The 17,360-nt window shown below is 65.3% G+C and carries 24 protein-coding genes; 3 read left to right on the plus strand and 21 right to left on the minus strand.

Annotation, left to right across the window (positions count from 1 at the left end; all coding sequences use genetic code 11):
- Nucleotides 1–251 precede the first annotated feature (251 nt).
- Nucleotides 252–1,229 (plus strand): phosphatidylserine/phosphatidylglycerophosphate/cardiolipin synthase family protein, encoded by a 978-nt coding sequence (locus G9373_RS09285; protein ID WP_167114973.1) that lies wholly within the window; start codon nucleotides 252–254, stop codon nucleotides 1,227–1,229.
- A 181-nt stretch (nucleotides 1,230–1,410) separates the two neighbouring features.
- On the opposite strand, the gene G9373_RS09290 is transcribed toward G9373_RS09285, so the two are convergent.
- The 5 genes from G9373_RS09290 to G9373_RS09310 form a co-directional block, all read right to left on the minus strand.
- Nucleotides 1,411–1,890 (minus strand): hypothetical protein, encoded by a 480-nt coding sequence (locus G9373_RS09290; RefSeq protein ID WP_167114728.1) that lies wholly within the window; start codon nucleotides 1,888–1,890, stop codon nucleotides 1,411–1,413.
- Between the two features lie 100 nt (nucleotides 1,891–1,990).
- Nucleotides 1,991–2,191, minus strand: coding sequence for a hypothetical protein (locus tag G9373_RS09295; protein ID WP_167114715.1), 201 nt, complete (start codon nucleotides 2,189–2,191; stop codon nucleotides 1,991–1,993).
- A gap of 90 nt (nucleotides 2,192–2,281) precedes the next feature.
- Nucleotides 2,282–2,464: a CPBP family intramembrane glutamic endopeptidase gene (locus tag G9373_RS09300; RefSeq protein ID WP_167114731.1), complete on the minus strand. Its 183-nt coding sequence runs from the start codon at nucleotides 2,462–2,464 to the stop codon at nucleotides 2,282–2,284.
- A 226-nt stretch (nucleotides 2,465–2,690) separates the two neighbouring features.
- Complete coding sequence (locus tag G9373_RS09305; protein WP_167114718.1) at nucleotides 2,691–2,882, minus strand: hypothetical protein; 192 nt, start codon at nucleotides 2,880–2,882, stop codon at nucleotides 2,691–2,693.
- A 144-nt stretch (nucleotides 2,883–3,026) separates the two neighbouring features.
- Nucleotides 3,027–4,886 carry an SIR2 family protein gene (locus tag G9373_RS09310; protein WP_167114734.1) on the minus strand — a complete coding sequence of 620 codons (1,860 nt, stop codon included), beginning with the start codon at nucleotides 4,884–4,886 and terminating at the stop codon, nucleotides 3,027–3,029.
- Between the two features lie 397 nt (nucleotides 4,887–5,283).
- Here G9373_RS09310 and G9373_RS09315 point away from each other — a divergent pair, with 397 nt between their 5' ends.
- The gene (locus tag G9373_RS09315) at nucleotides 5,284–5,820 is read left to right on the plus strand and encodes a hypothetical protein (protein WP_167114722.1); all 537 of its coding nucleotides are present in this window, start codon (nucleotides 5,284–5,286) and stop codon (nucleotides 5,818–5,820) included.
- Nucleotides 5,821–5,907: 87 nt separating this feature from the next.
- On the opposite strand, the gene G9373_RS09320 is transcribed toward G9373_RS09315, so the two are convergent.
- The 7 genes from G9373_RS09320 to G9373_RS46320 form a co-directional block, all read right to left on the minus strand.
- Nucleotides 5,908–6,237 carry a hypothetical protein gene (locus G9373_RS09320; RefSeq protein WP_206031955.1) on the minus strand — a complete coding sequence of 110 codons (330 nt, stop codon included), beginning with the start codon at nucleotides 6,235–6,237 and terminating at the stop codon, nucleotides 5,908–5,910.
- 16 nt (nucleotides 6,238–6,253) lie between these two features.
- Nucleotides 6,254–6,601 carry an Lsr2 family protein gene (locus G9373_RS09325; RefSeq protein ID WP_167114736.1) on the minus strand — a complete coding sequence of 116 codons (348 nt, stop codon included), beginning with the start codon at nucleotides 6,599–6,601 and terminating at the stop codon, nucleotides 6,254–6,256.
- A 146-nt stretch (nucleotides 6,602–6,747) separates the two neighbouring features.
- The gene (locus tag G9373_RS09330) at nucleotides 6,748–7,080 is read right to left on the minus strand and encodes a hypothetical protein (RefSeq protein WP_167114739.1); all 333 of its coding nucleotides are present in this window, start codon (nucleotides 7,078–7,080) and stop codon (nucleotides 6,748–6,750) included.
- A gap of 47 nt (nucleotides 7,081–7,127) precedes the next feature.
- Nucleotides 7,128–8,432, minus strand: a complete 1,305-nt coding sequence (locus G9373_RS09335; RefSeq protein ID WP_167114742.1) for a CopG family transcriptional regulator — start codon at nucleotides 8,430–8,432, stop codon at nucleotides 7,128–7,130.
- Nucleotides 8,433–8,905: 473 nt separating this feature from the next.
- Nucleotides 8,906–9,610 (minus strand): SOS response-associated peptidase, encoded by a 705-nt coding sequence (locus G9373_RS09345; RefSeq protein ID WP_167114745.1) that lies wholly within the window; start codon nucleotides 9,608–9,610, stop codon nucleotides 8,906–8,908.
- A gap of 609 nt (nucleotides 9,611–10,219) precedes the next feature.
- On the minus strand, nucleotides 10,220–11,215 hold the full coding sequence (locus G9373_RS09350) for a DNA ligase (protein WP_167114748.1): 996 nt from the start codon (nucleotides 11,213–11,215) through the stop codon (nucleotides 10,220–10,222).
- A 35-nt stretch (nucleotides 11,216–11,250) separates the two neighbouring features.
- The gene (locus G9373_RS46320) at nucleotides 11,251–11,421 is read right to left on the minus strand and encodes a hypothetical protein (RefSeq protein ID WP_240960428.1); all 171 of its coding nucleotides are present in this window, start codon (nucleotides 11,419–11,421) and stop codon (nucleotides 11,251–11,253) included.
- 1 nt (nucleotide 11,422) lies between these two features.
- On the opposite strand from G9373_RS46320, the gene G9373_RS46325 reads away from it, so the two are divergent.
- Nucleotides 11,423–11,725: a hypothetical protein gene (locus tag G9373_RS46325; protein ID WP_240960429.1), complete on the plus strand. Its 303-nt coding sequence runs from the start codon at nucleotides 11,423–11,425 to the stop codon at nucleotides 11,723–11,725.
- A gap of 225 nt (nucleotides 11,726–11,950) precedes the next feature.
- Here G9373_RS46325 and G9373_RS09360 read toward each other — a convergent pair whose 3' ends face one another.
- The 9 genes from G9373_RS09360 to G9373_RS09400 form a co-directional block, all read right to left on the minus strand.
- Nucleotides 11,951–12,487: a DUF6611 family protein gene (locus G9373_RS09360; RefSeq protein WP_206031985.1), complete on the minus strand. Its 537-nt coding sequence runs from the start codon at nucleotides 12,485–12,487 to the stop codon at nucleotides 11,951–11,953.
- A 125-nt stretch (nucleotides 12,488–12,612) separates the two neighbouring features.
- Nucleotides 12,613–12,759, minus strand: coding sequence for a hypothetical protein (locus G9373_RS09365; protein ID WP_167114751.1), 147 nt, complete (start codon nucleotides 12,757–12,759; stop codon nucleotides 12,613–12,615).
- A gap of 87 nt (nucleotides 12,760–12,846) precedes the next feature.
- Complete coding sequence (locus G9373_RS09370; protein ID WP_240960431.1) at nucleotides 12,847–13,215, minus strand: hypothetical protein; 369 nt, start codon at nucleotides 13,213–13,215, stop codon at nucleotides 12,847–12,849.
- A gap of 104 nt (nucleotides 13,216–13,319) precedes the next feature.
- The gene (locus tag G9373_RS09375; protein WP_167114754.1) at nucleotides 13,320–13,769 is read right to left on the minus strand and encodes a hypothetical protein; all 450 of its coding nucleotides are present in this window, start codon (nucleotides 13,767–13,769) and stop codon (nucleotides 13,320–13,322) included.
- A 53-nt stretch (nucleotides 13,770–13,822) separates the two neighbouring features.
- Nucleotides 13,823–14,011, minus strand: a complete 189-nt coding sequence (locus tag G9373_RS09380; RefSeq protein ID WP_167114757.1) for a hypothetical protein — start codon at nucleotides 14,009–14,011, stop codon at nucleotides 13,823–13,825.
- 455 nt (nucleotides 14,012–14,466) lie between these two features.
- A complete protein-coding gene (locus G9373_RS09385; protein ID WP_167114761.1) occupies nucleotides 14,467–15,015 on the minus strand; it encodes a 3'-5' exonuclease in 549 nt (182 codons plus the stop codon).
- Between the two features lie 102 nt (nucleotides 15,016–15,117).
- Nucleotides 15,118–15,891, minus strand: coding sequence for a hypothetical protein (locus G9373_RS46330; protein WP_167114764.1), 774 nt, complete (start codon nucleotides 15,889–15,891; stop codon nucleotides 15,118–15,120).
- A 23-nt stretch (nucleotides 15,892–15,914) separates the two neighbouring features.
- Nucleotides 15,915–16,589, minus strand: coding sequence for a class I SAM-dependent methyltransferase (locus tag G9373_RS09395; RefSeq protein ID WP_167114767.1), 675 nt, complete (start codon nucleotides 16,587–16,589; stop codon nucleotides 15,915–15,917).
- A gap of 158 nt (nucleotides 16,590–16,747) precedes the next feature.
- The gene (locus G9373_RS09400) at nucleotides 16,748–16,993 is read right to left on the minus strand and encodes a transcriptional regulator (protein WP_167114772.1); all 246 of its coding nucleotides are present in this window, start codon (nucleotides 16,991–16,993) and stop codon (nucleotides 16,748–16,750) included.
- Nucleotides 16,994–17,360: the final 367 nt, after the last annotated feature.

Here is a 17,360-nt window from a genome sequence, read left to right on the forward strand (position 1 = left end):
CCCCAGGCGTGGACGCACCCCACCCCGACACGGGTCAACCTCGACGTATTCGGCCTCGGCATGCATGGGTGGTACCGAGCAGCCGAATCGAATCGACCGATGGCCGCGCCCGTGACGGCAACAGCCTCACACCAGTAGCGGGCTGTGCGAATCGGTCCCCGCGGGAAAGGGGACGTGTCATCTTCACAGGTCAGCGGCCTGAATCCAATGTACTGTCTGTGGGCCCGCCGATCGCGGATCCACCCAGCCGGGTGTTCGCACCCGCTACCGTTTCCGGGTATGGGACCACGTTCCACGGGCCGAGTCCGTGGCCGCACATCACCCGCGCGATCCGCACGCGCGGTCCCCGCCGTGCTGCGATCGCGCACCTCGGCCAGGACGCGCCCACCCTGCTGCCGCTGCGTGCCGGGGATGTTCTTGTCGTCAACGCCTCCCGCGCCGCGGTGCGCGCGCACGCGACCTCCCCGGTCGCGCTCGCGTACTACGTGGACGCCGGGGTGAGGGTGTTGTCGTCACCGAACCTGCACGCCAATGTCATCGCCACCGACCGGCGGGCGGTCATCGGCTCCGCCAACGCCTCCCACAGCTCCACCCTCGCCGAGGAGGCCGCGGTCATCACCGACGACCCGGAGGTCGTCGCCGCCGTCCGGGCGTTCATCGACGGCATTGCGGAGATCACCGAGGTCGATCAGGCGTTCCTCGACAACGCCACCGCGCAGTGGCAGATCGGTCGGGCGGTACCACTGCCCGGGGTCACGAGCCGCGGGCGCGCCGACCCCGGGTTCCTGCCCGCCAAGATCCCCCGGATGTTTCTGCGGCACACCGTCGACTTCACGCCCGGTCCTACCGAGCAGCACACGTGGGCCGCTCAGGCCCGCCGGCATCGCGGCCCTGCCGGGCCGGCCGCGAAGTACCATCTCGAATGGTTCCACCACAACAAGTCCGACAGCCGCCTCGAGCGCGGTGACGTCCTGATTTTCGTCACCGCCGACAACGCGTGGATTTACCCCCCAGCGGTCGTCGATTCCGAGGCGATTGCGATCCTCCACGCCCACGGCGCCATCGGGCACCTGCTGCGAAGCCGAGCTGACCTCTCCCCCATCCCGGTGCCGGACGCGGAACAGACCCTCGCCGACCTCGGGCATCCCAACCCCCGGCTACGAGCCGCCGACCACCGGATCGCCTCCCCCAGCCTGCGGACCGCTCTGCTCCAACTCTGGAACCTCTGAAACTACCGCGGCCAGTACTCAGCGTGACCGGCGGAAATGACACGTCCCCACGAGTGACTGAATCGCCATCATCGCCGGCAATGCACGCATTCATGGCAATGCCGGCAGGTCGCTTCCGCGGGTGGAGGTTCGCCGGTCCAACCCTGTGTCCCGCGCCCGGCACCGGCTCACCCGGGTGGGGTCATGCCAGGGCGAGAACGCGGGAACGTGCCTCCAGGTAGCGGGCGAGGAGGTCGAGCACCTCCGCGTCCGGGTGCGCGAGTTCGGGAAGGTCCTTCGCGCTGATGATCGTCTGATCGACCGCGGCGACCTGCCGGCGGCACTCGCCGAGCGCCTCCGGTGTGACGGCGGCGGCGTCGAGCCGGTCGGTGAGGTACCGAATCGACTGATCCAGACCCAGACCCGGGTTGCGGGTGCCGTTTCCGGCCCTGCGGGTTTCGACCATCTGCCACCACTGGTCCAGCTCGGCCAGCACCGCGGGATCGGCGACCGCGAACCGCAGCGCCCGATCGATCGACTGCGGATCGGTGATCTCAACCTGGTCCACACCTGCTGCGCGGGTGAGGATCTGGCCGAGCTGGTGGTTGGCGAGACCGTCGCCGCGGCTCCACCAGTACGACACCATCACATGTACCTTGCTCGCCGCGGCCAGCTCCCCCATCACACCCTGTTCCCTTCAATGCAAGACGAAATCCTCGAATCCATCCTCACAGCCCGGCAACCGCCCCGGAGTTCCGGGTCACGGCTGTGGACCGGCGATTTCAGGCTGTGCGGCGGGAGGTGTAGGCCGCCGCGCACATCGGGCACCACGTGCGCTCGCCGACGATCCACCCGTTCGTCTCGGCGAAGGCCACCGCCTCGGGCCGGCCTGCCACGGCCGCGGCGAAGGTGTGCTCACACAAATCGCACCGCACCGTCCAGCCACGCCTGCCCGTGGATCGCACCAACGTATGAACAGTCATGTCACCCCCGCGACTTCGCCACTGTGCCCACACTATGGCACAACCCGTCCGGGCGCGGTGGCCCACACAGGCCGGGCCCGCCCCCAGCCGTCACATCCGAATCATCACCCAGATGACGAACAGGTCGTAGATGCCGTGCGTCATGATCGCCGGCCACAACGAGCGGGTGTAGAGGGCCAGGCCCATATAGATGGCACCACCGCTCAGCGCCGTAAGGACGTTCGCGGTGCCGTATTCGACGTGGCCCCAGGAGAACCACGCCGTCGAGGCCACGGCGATGGTCGCAACGACGAGGTGGGCGCCGGGCCGTCAGCGTTGCACGATCAACGGCAGCAGCTGCGCTGCCAAGTTCTTCGAGCATGGCAGCGCGGATGAAGGCGTAGATGAATATCCTGGATACCCCGCTCGACAGAACGAGATCCGTCCGGTCCGAACTGGTGAGGGTCATCTCCGAAAGGGGACGTGTCATCTGCACAGTTCAGGGTGCATTTTTACTGTGTCAGGACTCGACCGGAACTAAGCGTTCGAGCTTGCAGTGGAACGGGTAAGTCCCTAGGGCGGGGAGAACCGACTCGATCAGAGCCTCGTCGCCGTCAATGATCACGATCGTGAACACCGAGGTTCCCTCAGCATGCACTTTGACCTTGTCGCCGACATTCAAACCCGCGCGGGTTCCCGGATTCTCGGTCATACGACATTCCTAACTCGCACGGATACAGCGCGCAAGGCACTAGATGCGGCTGGGTTCGCGCCTCAGCTGCGACCTGGCCTTGAGACACCGCAGAGGGATCGCTGACCCGTCGACTACCGGACGGACTTGAAAGCGTGCCTTAGTTTAGGGATAGAAGGGGTATCGGCGACCATACCCAATATTCATTCTTTGCAGCTCTACAGCGTGAATTTGTTCATGAATCGTGTCATCAACAACCTTTTGTGCTGAAGAGAACTGAGCGATATCCATCTCTCGCTGACCCTCAAGAGGGAGATCTCGATCACGTTTGTGGGGACCGAAAATTCCGGACGTCGTTAATTCTCGAACTAGTGCTTCACCTGAGATCGTTTCTGTATCAAAGGATCTCCGTGCATCAGCAACAATACGGTCGCCCATTTGAGGATTGTTGTCGACCATCAAATATGGAAACTCGCGATGCGTGCGGGTTTTTAGCTTCCGAACTAGGCGATGTTGTTGAGTAATGGCGTGCAAATAGATGAACTGTTCCCATGATTTCTGCGTCACAGCCTCTCCGAGACCCAGAACGTCGGCAAGTGGAGTTCTAATCAGGTGATACATTTCTCGGCTAGCCCAGGTGTTTCCATCAAAAGGGAACACGGCTGTTGGCCCCCACAGCGAAGCGACAGGGAGAGGATCTTTCGAGTTGGGTTCGTCGACGATCGGTGTGTTCAGTAGTGCAGTCACAAGACTCCATCGATGTCGGGCGGTAGCTGCCACGCCTCCAACATAGAGCGCCAGCACGGCGGGAGTTGCAAGCCATGTTCGGGTAGCGCTGCTCGCCGTGTCGTGGGACGGGAGGCTACCGAAGTACTCGAGGGCGTTGGTCCACCAAAGGTCGGTGTTGTCATCGCCCCAGTAAGCAAGGGTCGCTACCAGCGACATCCATAGTTCGTGTTCGTCCGCGAGTTCCCTGTCCCATTGGGTGACGTTACGGGGGGAGTAAGTATTCGTGTCGTATTGGGGTAGTCCCCTCAAACGCTCGCCTTCGTTGATGAGCAGGTCGTGCGTGGAGATCGGTACACGTTTCGCGGAAAAGTCCCGTTTTGCCGCAGCGACGGCGGCGAGAGTGGTCAGCGGGTCTCGCTGCCGATCCCGTATCGCGGTACACGATTCGGCGAGGGCGGGGAGCCAGTCGTCAGCGGATGCGGTTACCGCGGTGGCGTGCCGGTTGCTTGCAAGCTTTGCCGCATGCTCGGAAAGCTGCGACCGGTCGAGCCAATACGTGGGGTAATGCCGTGAGGGGCTCGCTTCGAGGACTGTCCGCAACGCAGGGTCCCATGTACCGGACCACCCGACGATCAGGAGTCCGTACTGATCAAACAGCTCGGTTAGTCGTTCAGCTACAGCCGGATCGTATTCACGCAACTCATCTGGCGTATTGAGCATTTCGGGGTTTGTATAGTCACCGTGAAGATGCCAGACCAGCTGATTTTGCATGTGAAGTGGTTCCATGCCCTTGACGTCGGCGACTGTCGATATGACGGTGGGCTCGATTTCGAGTGTGCGTAGCGCGGTTTCGATCAGTGTGTCGAAGTTCAATGTGACGATGACACGTACCCATCCATCGCGCATCAGCCGGGCCAATGCCATATGCGCTGCTGAGGGGACCTTGATTCCGTTTTCGCGCTCATCTGGGGTGGGCTCGAAGTACGGGCGCAGAATGGCCTTTCGCGCGGAGGGCGTAGGGCCCGCCGCCGAAAGGACAGCATCGTAGGTGGCATCGGCGCCGAAGCGAGACTTCCAGTCTTCGAAGACGTTCCCAGTGGGTTGCCCGGCAGCTTCAGCACTCATCGTGAGTAGGTCACGTTGAATCTCCCACGCGGCTGGTACGCCAGCGCCGACGGATAACCCGGCGCCGGCGAGCACAGCGGTCGAACCAGGCCGTGCAGTGAGTCCGAGTGCAAGTTCGACATGCGGATCGAGTGAAGGCCGGAAGACATTGTGCAGCGTGGTCTTATGCATTAGGTGAACGATAGTGACCATGACGTACCGCGTGTGCTGATCGACACGGTGTTTCGCCGGGCGCCTCATGTGGACGCGCGTCGCCATTTGAAGGACCCTCACCGGCGCGTGCCGATGGCCGTCCCATGACTGGAACTCGCTGACCGGCGAAGTCCCATTTATGTGGTCCGGTGAAAAGTCCCGAATCGGGCGGGCGAATTGCTGCGCGTTCGTTGCGTGGCCCAGGCTGAACGCGTCGGGAAGGGGTTTCCGCTCACGCGGGGCCGGCTGAGCGACACGCCCGAGCGCGTGCGGGGGTCGTTGGAGAAAACGTCACCTAGCGGATTCACTGTCTTCGCGCCAAGCACCGCGCAACTGTCCGACTGAGAAGCTCGTAACAAGAGTGAACAGGAGTGAAATGCCCGAGCAGTCGTGGATCGCTGCCCAAGAACTGTATGACCAGGGATATACGGTCGATGGAGCACGTCAGCTCTTCGGGGAGCCAAGGACAGGCCCCGACGGAACCCTCGGTTGGGAAGATGATTGGATCGACCGCGCAGAAGGAAGGGCCCTCATCCCTGTACTGCCCTTCCTTATCGAACGCCTGCGCGGACATTCCGAAGTGGGTGAGGCTGCTGGCGAGCTGGTCAGGCTCTACGAGGAGCTCAATCGTCGAGCAGGAAATGATGGTGCTCCCGATCCGCTCCATCACCATGAAATCTCCGAAGATGAGCTGGTAGAGCTGGGAAATGACCGCGACGCCCTCAATGCGATCTACGGGTCGCCGCACCGTTGGACACAAGAGCCTGTGGTCGACGGCAATTCGGTTCCGTTCATTTCGCAGGAACGAAGCCGGTTCGGAGATGGCGCGCGATTGGTCGGAAGCCGGAATCTCCGGTGGTGGCTCAAGAGTGCAGTCGGCGAAGTGGCGAACAAGCAGAGCGAGAACGCCTGACTAGAGAGCTTCCCTGTGCCAATAGCCGGGCCCGGACTGCGGTCGATGGGGACATGTCATCTCCCCAGGTGAATGAGCCAATCCGGCTTACCAGTCCGATGCGCTGGACATGATCTCGCGGGCGCGGTGGGACCAGGCCGGGTCGCCTACCAGAGCGGTGATGGCAGTGGCCATCTGCTCGGTGTTGCCGTCGATGCCGAGCCGGCGAAGCGTGCGGGCGATACGCGCGGGGTGGGCCGGCCACCGACCGCCAGTGGTTTCGACCAGGGCAGCGAGGACGGTAGCCACCTCGGTGTCGCTAAGTTCCACCGGCTCACCGGTCATGCCACGTAACCCCCGGCTGCCGGTGGTCAGCCAATGCTCGCTCGCCGCTCGGCGCACCGAGGCGCGGTACCAGGGATTACGCAGCGATCGCATCAACGCTCCTTCGCGTTCAGTGGGCGTCCTGGAACGCCTGCTCCACCTCGGCGGGAATGCGCCCGCGCGAGGAGATTTCGTAGCCCTGTTCGGCCGCCCAGGCGCGGATCTCCTTGCCGTTCCCGCGCCGCCGCACCGGGGCGTCCGAGACCACGGGCCGATCGGAACGTCGTTTGCGGCCACCGACCCGGGTGGCGTGCTCGATGAAGAATCCGATCTGCTTGTGAAACTTGCTGGCGTGCTTGACTTTCAAATCAATTTCGTAATCCACCCCGTTGACGGAAAAGGTGATGCTCTCCCCGTCCTCACCGAAGACGGTTCCGTCAATGTCGTCGACCAGTTCGACAACTACCTTGCGCGCCACAGTTCCCCGATCTCTCACGTCTTCCCGATACAGCAGGCAAAACCCTACTGGCGGCCGCGGCCGATCGGGGGGACCGACCCCGGGGACGTGTCATATCCGCAGGTCATTCGCCGGTTGTACGGCGCACGAGTAGCCGGGGGCTGGTCCTATCGGGTGTGCACCTGGGTGTCCCTCAGGGGGACGAGCGCGAAGTAGATGGGCGGCGGACACAGTGCGATGGAGGGCAGGAAGGTGGGCACCTCTGGCCCCCACACGGTGATGGTGTTGACGGGATAATTCAAATTGGTAAACGGGACGCACACCAGTTCCAATTGGTGGGTATTCACCGATCCGGGTGCACAGGTCGACATGGCACCGACCGCGAAGAACTGTATGTCGCACCCACTCGGAGCTGGGGCGGCGTGTGCGTGCGCCGCGGTCAGGGACAGGGCGGCGGCTGCCGTGGACGCGACGACAGCGAGGCGCAGAAACCGAGACATGGGTCCTCCGGTGGTGCTGGGCCCGACCCACCGCCCATTCTCGCAGGTCAGGTGCCGCTGCCGCGGACTCTCCGACGAATCCGCTCACGGCGGGCATGTTTGGCGAGCAGGTGTTTCCGGTTGTTCTGGGCGCGGAACATCTCGTCGAGCATCCGGTTCTCGATGTTGTGGTGGAAGCGGAGGATGCGTGTGGCCGCCAGATGCACCAACTCCTGGCGGTTCGAGCCGAGCCGTTCGGCGAGGGCGTCGATGTGCGCGAGGAGTTCGTCGTCGAGGGCGACGTCGACCCGGGCTGTGCGCGGCGGGGAGGCGACGCGGCGTGCCTGCGCCAGGGCCTCATCGGCCGCCGGGTTCTCGATGAGTCGGCGAATCCCCACCCGCAGCAGCGCGGACAGCCGGCGGGGACCGTACTCGTCCGCTAGCTCCTCCAGGCGGCGTTTGGTGTCCTCGTCGAACCGGAACACGTGCCGGCGCCCGAACGGGTTCCCCTGCGGACTCGGCACCCTCCGAGCGGCAGGCGGGAGGGTCGCCTGGTTTGCGGCCGCGGTCTGCCGGCGGGTGTTCCGGGCGAGGAGCAGATCCCGGTTGGCGTCCCCGCGGTAGATCTCCTCGGTCACCGCCTGATCGAGGTCCCGCGGGTTCGCCAGGAGTTGGCGGGCGGCCAACCGCATGAGTTCGGCGCGGTCGGAGTCGAGCCGACCGGCGTGGGCGTCGAGTTGGTCGCGCAGGTCGTCGTCGAAGTGCACGTTCGTGCGCGGGCCGAGGGTCTCCGGGGTCAGGTCGCGGACCGCGCCGATCGTGGCCAGGTCGGCGGTGAGGTCTCCCGGGTCGTCGAGGAGTCGGCGTACCGCGACCCGGATCGCCGCAGGGGTGAGGGCCTCGCCGTTGCGGGCGGTGAGCTTCTCGAGCCGGACCAGTGTGGAGCGGTTGACGTACACGCGGATGCGGCACGTCAGATCGGTGCGGGCGTCTTCACGGAGCACCGGGTGCCGAAACCGGCCTGCCCCGGTCAGGAAGCGGTGCACAGCGACACGGACGATCGCGCTCCGGTCGGTGTGGAACTCGCGAGCGAGCTGGTGGAGGCGAGTGCTGGTGGCGGGGTCGAGATCGAGGGGTCGCTCCGCCCAGGGGATGCGGCGGGCGTCGGCGGAGGCCCGGCGGGCCTGGTCCAGTGCTTCCGGCACCCGGTCGGGGTCGGACAGCAGCCGTCGTGCGGCGACCCGCACCAGTGCCCCGAATCGGCGCGGACCGATGCCGGCGGCCAACTCCTCGAGGCGTTGCTTGGTGGTCGGATCGAACCGAAGCGGGATCGGATCCCCCACCGGTACCCGGCCCATGTTCGTCTCGCTCATCACCGGCCATTGTTCCGGTGTAGCTGGGGACCTCGATTCGCACCCCACGGCACCCGCCGCCACCACAATCGGTCACTGCACCCCGGCGAGCCGGTAGCTGCGAAATGGACTGCGCCCCAGCACCCGATAGTGGGTACTCGGGCGCGGCGCGAGCGTGCGATCGACTCAGGAGAGGTTGAGCGGTGTGTACGGAGGCGGGGGCGGCGGGGTGTACTGGCTGATCGGGACGCCGCCGATGGTGCCGAACTGGTCGAGGTCCATGCGGAACACGATTCCGTGCTCTTCGGTCCCATTCGTAGGTGCCGAAGCCGTTCTCGGTGTGCTGCGGCACCATGGTGTCTGTGGGCTCGGCCTGATTGTCGATGCTGATCTGCGCGTCCTCCGTCATGCCCCCGACTTTACAATGTCGTATTGTTAGGTTGCAAGTCGCCGGAGCTCCCGTCGGGTCGGGGAAATGCGATCCGGCTGCGGAGTCACGCCACGGGCTCGAGCAGGTGGGGGCCGTTGTTGCGCGGGAAATTCACCGCGGTACTGACCTCGTAGGTCTGCAGGACCGGATCGGGCACCGACGTGAGTAGCGCCTGGACGTCGTCCTTGTCGGTGAGGGCCGGGTCGAGCCAGTGCTCCTGGAACGTGGCCGGCAACACCACCGGGCAGCGGTCATGGATGCGTCCGAGCGCATCGGTGGCCGGCCGGGTCAAGATCGTCGCCGTCCACAACCAGGCATTCGGGTCGTCCTCGGGCAGCGCACGATCGCGCCACAGCTCGTACAGGCCGGCCATCGCGAGCACCCCGTCGCCGTGCAAATAATGTGGGATCTTCTTGCCGTCGCGTTTCTCCCACTCGAAGTACCCATCGGCGGGCAACAAGCACCGCCGTTTCGAGGCCGCGGCCCGAAACGAGGGGCGCTCGGTCACCGACTCCGAGCGTGCGTTGATCAGGCGGCCGAGCTTGGCTTCCTTCGACCACGAGGGCACCAAACCCCAGGTCAGCGTCCTGAGCTGTGTGACCGGTGCCGCGTCCGGCTCGTCCCGGGGTGCCCGTTCGAGGACCGCCCGGATCTGCTGGGTCGGGGCAATGTTGTAGGACGGGCGCAGCTCGTCACCGACGACCTCGTCGACGTGGAAGATCGAGCGCAGTTCCTTGTCCGTGGTGGTACTGGCATAGCGGCCGCACACGTTCACCCTCCCTGGTCACATCTTCTGCCCCGATCTAACACGCCATGACCGACGCGAGCGCGGCGACGGAGGCCATAGCCTCGAGGGTGGGTCGGGGCCAACCTGCCGAAGGAACGTGCCATGGTCTGCGATCCGGGATGCTTCTCCCCCTTCCATATGCCCTGGCTGTGGCCGTTCTGGGGTGTCCTGTTTCCCTACGCGAATCCCGCCAACCCCGGGATGTGGCCGCCGTTCTGAATCCGGCGCCCGCACGGGCCGGAATATCACCCGATACTCGGTCGTTGAAGAGGCTGACGGTGGCGGGACATACCCCGGGTACCACACCAGAAAAGTCGCTGCGAGCGACCACTTGCCGAGAGGCGATATGACCGGCACCGTCTTCCTGACCGGGTAAGACCTACATTGCGTAGCGTTCCCGGTGAAGGAAACGAAGCCGCTGTCACCGGGGAAGGCGACAGCGGCTTCCCTTCGCTCGCACCACGCGCTATCCGAAGCCCATCCATTCCCGAAAGCCCGGAATGGGGACGTACCACACCGAGTCCCCGAGCAACCACCACACGAACCCCTGCAGCGACATCATTACTCCTCCTCCTCAGCTGAAGACGTCTTCTACGACTCGGGCACGAAGACCCCTTCCGGGTCGAGATCGGGACGTCGCCCCTTGTACGAAGGGTGCCGGAGCCCTCCGGGCCCGTATTCGCGGATATCTATGTCGACCACCACAATCGGGTGGACCCACCGCACTACACCGTGCTGTTCCGCGGCCGCGGACTCGGCGACGATCGGGCTGGTGGGACGTTCGAGGGCGGCCAGTTGCTCACCGAGCTGCCGGCGCCCAGCCTGAGTGAAGCCCGTCCCGACGTGCCCTACATACCGGAGTGCGCCCTGGTCGTCGTAGGCGCCGAGCACGAGGGCGCCAACGATGTTGCGCTGCATCCCGCCGGCAGGAATCCACCCGAGCACTACGCAGCTCACCCGCGTACGGATCAACACCTTCCGCCACGCCCGGGTACGCTGACCCGGAAGGTACAGCGACGAAACACGTTTGAACACAGCACCTTCCATACCTGAACTGCGAACCGCTTCGAGCATGACCGCACCCTGGATGCCTTCCCAATGTGGTGGGATCTGGATCGGGAGGCCGGCGCCCTGGAGTGGGTGGCCGAGGTCGGTGAGGGCGGCGCGGCGATCGAGGTACGGGGCACCCATCAGGTCGTCCCCGTCGAGCCGGAGCACGTCGAACGGAAGGTACGTGACCTGTACCTGCCGACGCAGGGCGGTGGTCGGGCGCAGGGTGTTCGCTCGCTTCTGCAGGCGTGCGAACGAAGGCCGACCTTGCGTGAGGGCGACGATTTCACCGTCGAAGACGATGCGCCCGTGACCACCGAATGCCTCGGTCAGCGCCTCGGTCACCTCCGGGTACGAGGAAGTGACAACGTTGAGGTTGCGGGTCCACAGCACCGGGTGTTCGTGGCCGCCGATCGAGGCCAGGATGCGGCAGCCGTCGTACTTCATCTCCGCGGCCCAGCGGTGCTCGGTGTCCTCCGGCGGCGGCCCGGGGGTGGCCAGCATCGGCGCGATCAGCCGATTCCCAGCTCCGCTCATCGGACGCTCCCGGTCTCGAGGGACCGCGAAGGGGGTCAGGGCAGGCGTTCGTCCAGACGTGCCATCGCGGTGTCGGCGAGGTGCGCTGTCCACGACCCCAGCTCACGTGTGCCCACTCGCATCACGGTACCGGCGATCACGGCTCCCACCAGGGCCCCGAGGAGAAAACTGGCCGGGCCGAGCGAGACGACGGTGTAGTCCATCACGATGCAGGCGCCACCGACCCCCGAGGATCGTCGCCACCACACCGGCCAGGAACACCGCGGTGGACGTCACCCGGCCCTGCGCACGCTGGAGCAGGCGCCGGATCTCGAACCGATCGCGGTCGGCAAGCATGAGTCCGTCGCGTTCGAGCAGATCCAGGTACCGGCGGAACATCCCCACGACCGGAGAGGTGTCACCGTCATGCACCGCGAGTTCCGTGCGCAGGGACTCGATTTCGCGTGTCACCGTGGGCAGCACCTCGCCTGGAAACGAGGTGCCCCACGTCGGAGGACGCCCGATCACTAGCGGTCTCCGGTCGTCCGCGGCGATCCCGCCGTTACGGGCGCCAGCTCGATCCCGGCCGCAGTCATGGCCCTTTGCCTCCCTCGTGAATGAATTTGCCGAAGCGGGACGTGCCGTCTGTGCAGTTCACACGCATTTCTGCGTTCGTCAGTTCATCGTGTCGGCGACCAGACGGACGTCGATCGTGGCGGAAGGGTAGCGCTCCTGAACCATTGGTGACCCACCTCGTCATAATGCGAGCTGCCGATAGATGCGGCCCCATTCCGCTTCGTAGGACACAGGCTCAAGGTTCGCCGTGTCGAGGGCATCGAGTTGGGTTGCAATCTCCTCCAGCCGGGCCATCTCCCCTCCCACGCTTCCTGGCCGCGCGTAGATGCGGAGGCATCGTGTGTCCTTGTTGACGCGGGAAGTGGCCAGGGCGATGCCGGTCCAGAGCGCGATGAGCACGGCAAGTGCGATCGCAGCTCCGAGAACCCCGAGGGCACTGCCAGCGACGACGAGGACCGCCAGGTATCCGAGGAGTCCCACCCAGGTCGTTCCGAGCTTGCGCAGATGCATCAAGGTTCGCTCGCGCGACCTCACGCCTGGCGGGTAGATCGAGAGCGTTGCCCGGAGGGACCGCTGCTGCTGCGCGATCTGCAGCGGGGTGACATCCACGCGTCCCCACCGTGACGACGTCGGAATGCCTTCAGTGATGGCCTGGAGCACTGAGACCCGACGTGCAGGCCGCCGAGTCATTGGTGTGTCCTCATTGGTGCCCGACATAGCCATAGTCTCCTCCTCGCCTCTGACACAGGAATCCACGATCACGGCCCGCCGTGCTCACAAGCCTCTCCCCGTTCGGCAATTCGTTGTTCTTGATTCTGTGAATGCTGCGAAAAGTGTGGCGCCTACTCGTTGGAGGCGTCCCCGCTCGGCACATACTGGACACGGCGTTCGGGCGCGGTGTGCCGCCATTTGCGGGAGAGAACGAGACGGGTGGCCCCTACGCCCGCGACCGCCAGGATCCCTAGTGCCAGACAGCTTTCGATGCTCATGAAGTCCCCTTCTCGACGTGCCACGAAAAGGGGGACGTGCCATTTCCCCAGGTCAATTACATGAGTTGACTGATGCTCCGCTCTCCCCTACTTGGGTTCGGCGTGGGAGGGGCTGAGGTGCACGATCTGGGTATCGCCGGCGGGCGTCTCGGTGGTCGGGTCGAGCCGGACCGTTCGGCGGCGGGCGAGAGCGTCGTGGCTGAGCCCGGGCGCGAAGATCAGTTTCTTGCGTCGCGCGGTGTCGCTCTCGGTGGCTGGCGCGGTGGCGGCCAGTGGTAGCAGGTCCTCAGCGCGATGCAGTCGCGACGCCAGCGGCGGAGGGTTGTCCGCCGGGTTCATCCCCGTTCGTGAGAGGAGTGCGACGCGGGCGAAGAGGGCATCGGTGACCGCGGTGCGCCACGGTTCGTCGAGGTAACTGCCGGTGTGGACCGGGACGTTGCGATCGTTCGGGATCATCTCGTGACTCCTGTCTGGGTGGGCACCGGTATTCGTCGTCGACGCGCTGGGCGCATGCAGCGAGTCGACAGACCCGTTGCGGGATCCTGTGCCACTTGCCCCCTTCAATGCAGCGGGAAGTCGTACACCCGCACTGCCGTGGGGACAGCGTACCCAGCACCTCGGACAACGTGGATGACGTCCTCGTGCAGGGCTCCGATGGCAGGACCGGCCGCATATGCCTGCGGGGCAAGGGTGTAGGCGTCGGTGTCCTGGTCGTAGACCGCGGGGGTCAGGTACCAGCTGACTCCGCGCGGGGTGCCGAACAGGCCCTCCACAAATGTGGTGGTGTCGGTGTCGACGGTGGTGACCTCGGTGGCCCACTGGACCGACACGAGCACGTAGAGTGCCGGATTCGGGTCCGGGTCGGCGGGCGGGTCGAACGCATCGACCATGGTGCCGCGGGACGGGTGATGGGGGCCGGTGGGCAGGTGGCCGCCGACCAGGGCGGGTCTACCGTCGATCAGGGCGCGGTACTCACGGCCGGGATCACCGGCGTCGATGAACTCGGGCATCAGTGGCCTCCTCGAAAGGACAAGTGGGTTTAGGGAAACGACGGGCGCGGAGCTCAGGCAGCGACAGCAACCGCGTCCGGCGCGGACAGGAAGATGTCGAGGACGTCGACCTCCCCGGCGGTGCCGTCGGCGAACTCGACGGCCACGAACTGCGAACCCGCCTCGTCGTGGCGGTATCCGTGCACGATGGTGATGCGCTCACGGTGGTCGGGGGTGACGGCTTCGGCAATGAGATGGGACATCGGAACTCCTTGTGTGTGGATGGTCGGTGGATGGTCGGTGGTTGTTGCAGGTCAGAGCAGGTGGTCTCGGTTCAGCGCGGCCGCGATGGCGGCGGGGTCGCTCTCCGATTCCGCGAGCTCGCACAGGTCGAAGTAGTCCGCCAGGATCGCGTCGTCGTGGACTTCGATGTCGAGGGGGACGGCGGTGATCTTCCCGTTCCGGGAGACGATCGAACCCCAGCCGAGCGTGAGGGCGGCGGTGACGATCTCCGCAGTAATGGTGATGTCGTTCGCGTTCCGAACCTTTCGAAAACTTACATTACATGTTCACATTGCGATGTTACAATCGCGAGGGAGCGACCGAATCGGATCGACCCATCGACGAAATTCCGGTCCGACAGGACTTACCTTACATCTACACCTTGTAAGGTGACAAGTCGTGCACGGCGGAATGCTGTGGACGAAGCCGGAAGCTGCTACACCACCCCGGTCGCAGGAGCGTCCCGGTGACCGTGCGCGATGTCCTGCAGGACGACACGGGCCGCTTCGGCGTCTCCCCGTGCCCGGTGGGCGCCGCCGAGCCGAATGTTCTTCTCGGTACCTTCCGCCTGCGAGCGAGCACGCATGATGCAGTCCCACCGCCCCCGGTCGGCTAGATGCTGCGGGTCGAGGCCAAAGCGGTGGCAATCGTGCAGAACACGCCCATGATCGAAATCTGCGCCGTACGCCAACACGACCCGTCCCGCCGTCACCGCCGCCAGGACGGGGAAGACGAGAGGCCAGGCGGGGGCGCCGGCGAGCTGGTCGGCACTGAGGCCATGCACTGCGGCGGCATCGGGATGGATCGGCACATCGCCCGGATCGACCAGAGTCTCCAGCAGGAGGACGCCGCTCGCGGAGTCGATGGCGGCCACCTCGAGGATTGATCCGCCCAGGTCAGAGGTCTCTGTATCGACAATTATCGAACGCCCAGGCATCAGCATGTCCCGCGCCCACTGCTGCGGGGTGCGCTCGGGTGCGGTCATGACGTCCTCCTCTGGGCCATCTTGACCGAACCCCCCGACAAGGCAATCATCACGCCCCCTCCGCGCGAAGAGATGCGGTCCAGAATCGGCGACGCACGTGGACTACCGGGCCGGTGGGGGTTCCTCGCCGCGGGTGAGTTTCCACCACCAGGACGGGCGTGTACGGGGAATCGGCGGGGCGATGATCACGTCTGCCCAGTCGGGGTTCGCCAGCATGTAGGGGGCGCGGCGCCCACGCCACTGGGCGGCGATGTCCTCGAGGCCTTCGATGCTCATCGGGGTGTCGAGGGCGGCCGCGGCTTGTTTGAGCCACGGTGCGAGATGGCGTTCGGCCTCTCGGGTGGTGCCGGTGCCGGCGAGCGCGTTCTCGAGGGTCAACCCAGTCAGGTCACGGCGGATCCGCCATCGCAATTCGGCCTGGTCCACGATCGGGGACCTCGTCGTGGATCTGCTTCCGGAGAATCTGGAGGTGCCGTACAACTCCGACCGTTGTCGCCGGTCGAGGGCGCACGCGTGGGCGCAGGCGTCTTCCAGCTCGTGGATCTCGCGCAGGGTGGGCCGCCGGCCTCCGGCGAGATGGGAGATCAGGCGGTTGCCCAGGTCTTCGGCGCGGCCAAAGGCGTCCCGGCCGTGCCGGTACCGCAAGGTTGCGGCGTTCTCCCAGTGGGCAGCGAGCTTCCGCTCCCGGCGTGCCAGCCCGGATGCGGACGAGAGGAAGCGTGTCCGGGCCTGGCGTGCATGCTCGAAAGCCTCGCCGTCCATCCGGGCACGCCGCTCGGGATCACACTCGGCCAGCGGCATCAACGCCGCTCGCAGCTGCTGCGCGGCGGCGACGTACGCCTCGAGGGAGTCCGGGTCGGTGCGTGTTCGTTTCACTGGGGGTGGGCCGTTCGTCGTCGCTACTGCGCCGGGGTGCGCCGCGGCCGGTGTGCAGCGAAAACCGCCACCGTTCCGACGACGGTGATATCGACGGTATCGAATGCTGCCGACAGCGCGGTACGCAGGCCGCCGGGGTCGTCGGCACTGTTGTCGAAGGCCTTGATCGGTCCGTTGTAGAGGGCGCAGAGGGCGCGGCCGAAGAGGTTGTGCTGCACGCCGGTCCCGAGGATGGTGGAGCCGAAGAACACCCCGTCGTGCCCGAATGCTCTCCCCTTCTGCGCCCAGGTTCCGGGGACGCAGTGGAACACGAAGTTCGCTGCGACGGAATCGAATACACCCACAGTGGGGTCGATGGGGGCGAGGATGCTTCCGGTGTGGACCTCCGGGGTGATGTTCCGGTCGGCGGGCCTGCCGGCGGTCATCGCCATGGTGTTGGTGTTGAGGTCCATCAGCGTGATCTCGGGCGCCGCGGCCGAAGAGGTGGCCTGGTGGAGGTACCAGCCGGTGCCAGGACCGATATCGAGGTGCCGACCGCCCAGGTGGGTGTCGTAGTGGGTGAGGAGCCGTTCTCGGGGATAGCGCCAGGCGTAGGTGTTGCTCCACTTCAGGACGAAGGTGTCATACGCCGCCAGGACGGCGCGGCTGTACTTCTCGGCTCCGTCCTTCTCCGCCTGAGTGACCTCACCAGCTGCCATATGTTTGCGTTCCTCTGATCGTTGATATGCGAAGCCAATTCCCCCGCAGCGGGGACGATCGTAACGGTCACAGCGCTCACGGTCTGGCCCAAGAGGGGAGGGACATGCCGTTTCGCCAGTTCACGACACCTCTAGGTGTTCGCGGGAATACGGGGTGATCACTCGGCGCGGCGCCGGCGTGGTTTGGGGATGTCGGTGCGCGCCCCCTGCCCGGGCCTGTTGTTCGCCCACTCGACGATCTCCGAGCGCTTCCACAGCGGCGTGCGGCCGATCTTCTCCACCGGCGCCGGAGCTTGCCCGCGGGAGACGTACCCACGAAACGTCGAGACCGACAGCTCGGTACCGGTTTCCTCCTTGATCAGGTCAATGACCTGATCGGTGGTCAGCCGATGTGGATTAGCCATGGAGAGAATCCTTCCTGTTCATCGCCCGTCGGGGATGCGGGTGGTAGTTCGGTTGCGCTCCCGCGGTCGACCCCTGCAGGCACGGCTGCGACACGACGCCAGGCTGTAGAGATTTCCCAGGGAAGACCCTACAACGGCGTGCTGTAATGCCCACGATCGCGTCCACAGTGTGTGACAGGGAGTCATGGACGGAAACAATACAGCGATACATTGCAATGTTCGAACACTTGGAGAACGCACCGCTGGGGGCTTGCCAGCGGCCGGCCACCCTGGTCGGGAGCGTTCAGAAGCCAGTGCTTGCCCGGAACGGGTGCTCATCTAGCTGGGAAGACGTCACGTCCCCAAACGTCGGGGTGTGTCGCCCGAA

The sequence above is a fragment of the Rhodococcus sp. A14 genome, from assembly GCF_011603105.1.
Taxonomy (GTDB): domain Bacteria; phylum Actinomycetota; class Actinomycetes; order Mycobacteriales; family Mycobacteriaceae; genus Rhodococcus_F; species Rhodococcus_F opacus.

Coding starts and splice junctions, on each gene's coding strand:
- G9373_RS46325 (WP_240960429.1), top strand. CDS start 11,423: ATGCAGGCGCCACCGACCCCCGAGGATCGTCGCCACCACACCGGCCAG.
- G9373_RS09320 (WP_206031955.1), bottom strand. CDS start 6,237: ATGCGATCGCTGCGTAATCCCTGGTACCGCGCCTCGGTGCGCCGAGCG.
- G9373_RS09315 (WP_167114722.1), top strand. CDS start 5,284: ATGCCCGAGCAGTCGTGGATCGCTGCCCAAGAACTGTATGACCAGGGA.
- G9373_RS09385 (WP_167114761.1), bottom strand. CDS start 15,015: ATGACCGCACCCGAGCGCACCCCGCAGCAGTGGGCGCGGGACATGCTG.
- G9373_RS09395 (WP_167114767.1), bottom strand. CDS start 16,589: ATGGCAGCTGGTGAGGTCACTCAGGCGGAGAAGGACGGAGCCGAGAAG.
- G9373_RS09380 (WP_167114757.1), bottom strand. CDS start 14,011: ATGTCCCATCTCATTGCCGAAGCCGTCACCCCCGACCACCGTGAGCGC.
- G9373_RS09335 (WP_167114742.1), bottom strand. CDS start 8,432: ATGAGCGAGACGAACATGGGCCGGGTACCGGTGGGGGATCCGATCCCG.
- G9373_RS09350 (WP_167114748.1), bottom strand. CDS start 11,215: ATGAGCGGAGCTGGGAATCGGCTGATCGCGCCGATGCTGGCCACCCCC.
- G9373_RS09305 (WP_167114718.1), bottom strand. CDS start 2,882: ATGACCGAGAATCCGGGAACCCGCGCGGGTTTGAATGTCGGCGACAAG.
- G9373_RS09365 (WP_167114751.1), bottom strand. CDS start 12,759: ATGAGCATCGAAAGCTGTCTGGCACTAGGGATCCTGGCGGTCGCGGGC.
- G9373_RS09330 (WP_167114739.1), bottom strand. CDS start 7,080: ATGTCTCGGTTTCTGCGCCTCGCTGTCGTCGCGTCCACGGCAGCCGCC.
- G9373_RS09375 (WP_167114754.1), bottom strand. CDS start 13,769: ATGCCCGAGTTCATCGACGCCGGTGATCCCGGCCGTGAGTACCGCGCC.
- G9373_RS09310 (WP_167114734.1), bottom strand. CDS start 4,886: ATGCATAAGACCACGCTGCACAATGTCTTCCGGCCTTCACTCGATCCG.
- G9373_RS09400 (WP_167114772.1), bottom strand. CDS start 16,993: ATGGCTAATCCACATCGGCTGACCACCGATCAGGTCATTGACCTGATC.
- G9373_RS09370 (WP_240960431.1), bottom strand. CDS start 13,215: ATGATCCCGAACGATCGCAACGTCCCGGTCCACACCGGCAGTTACCTC.
- G9373_RS09295 (WP_167114715.1), bottom strand. CDS start 2,191: ATGACTGTTCATACGTTGGTGCGATCCACGGGCAGGCGTGGCTGGACG.
- G9373_RS09290 (WP_167114728.1), bottom strand. CDS start 1,890: ATGGGGGAGCTGGCCGCGGCGAGCAAGGTACATGTGATGGTGTCGTAC.
- G9373_RS09360 (WP_206031985.1), bottom strand. CDS start 12,487: ATGTCGGGCACCAATGAGGACACACCAATGACTCGGCGGCCTGCACGT.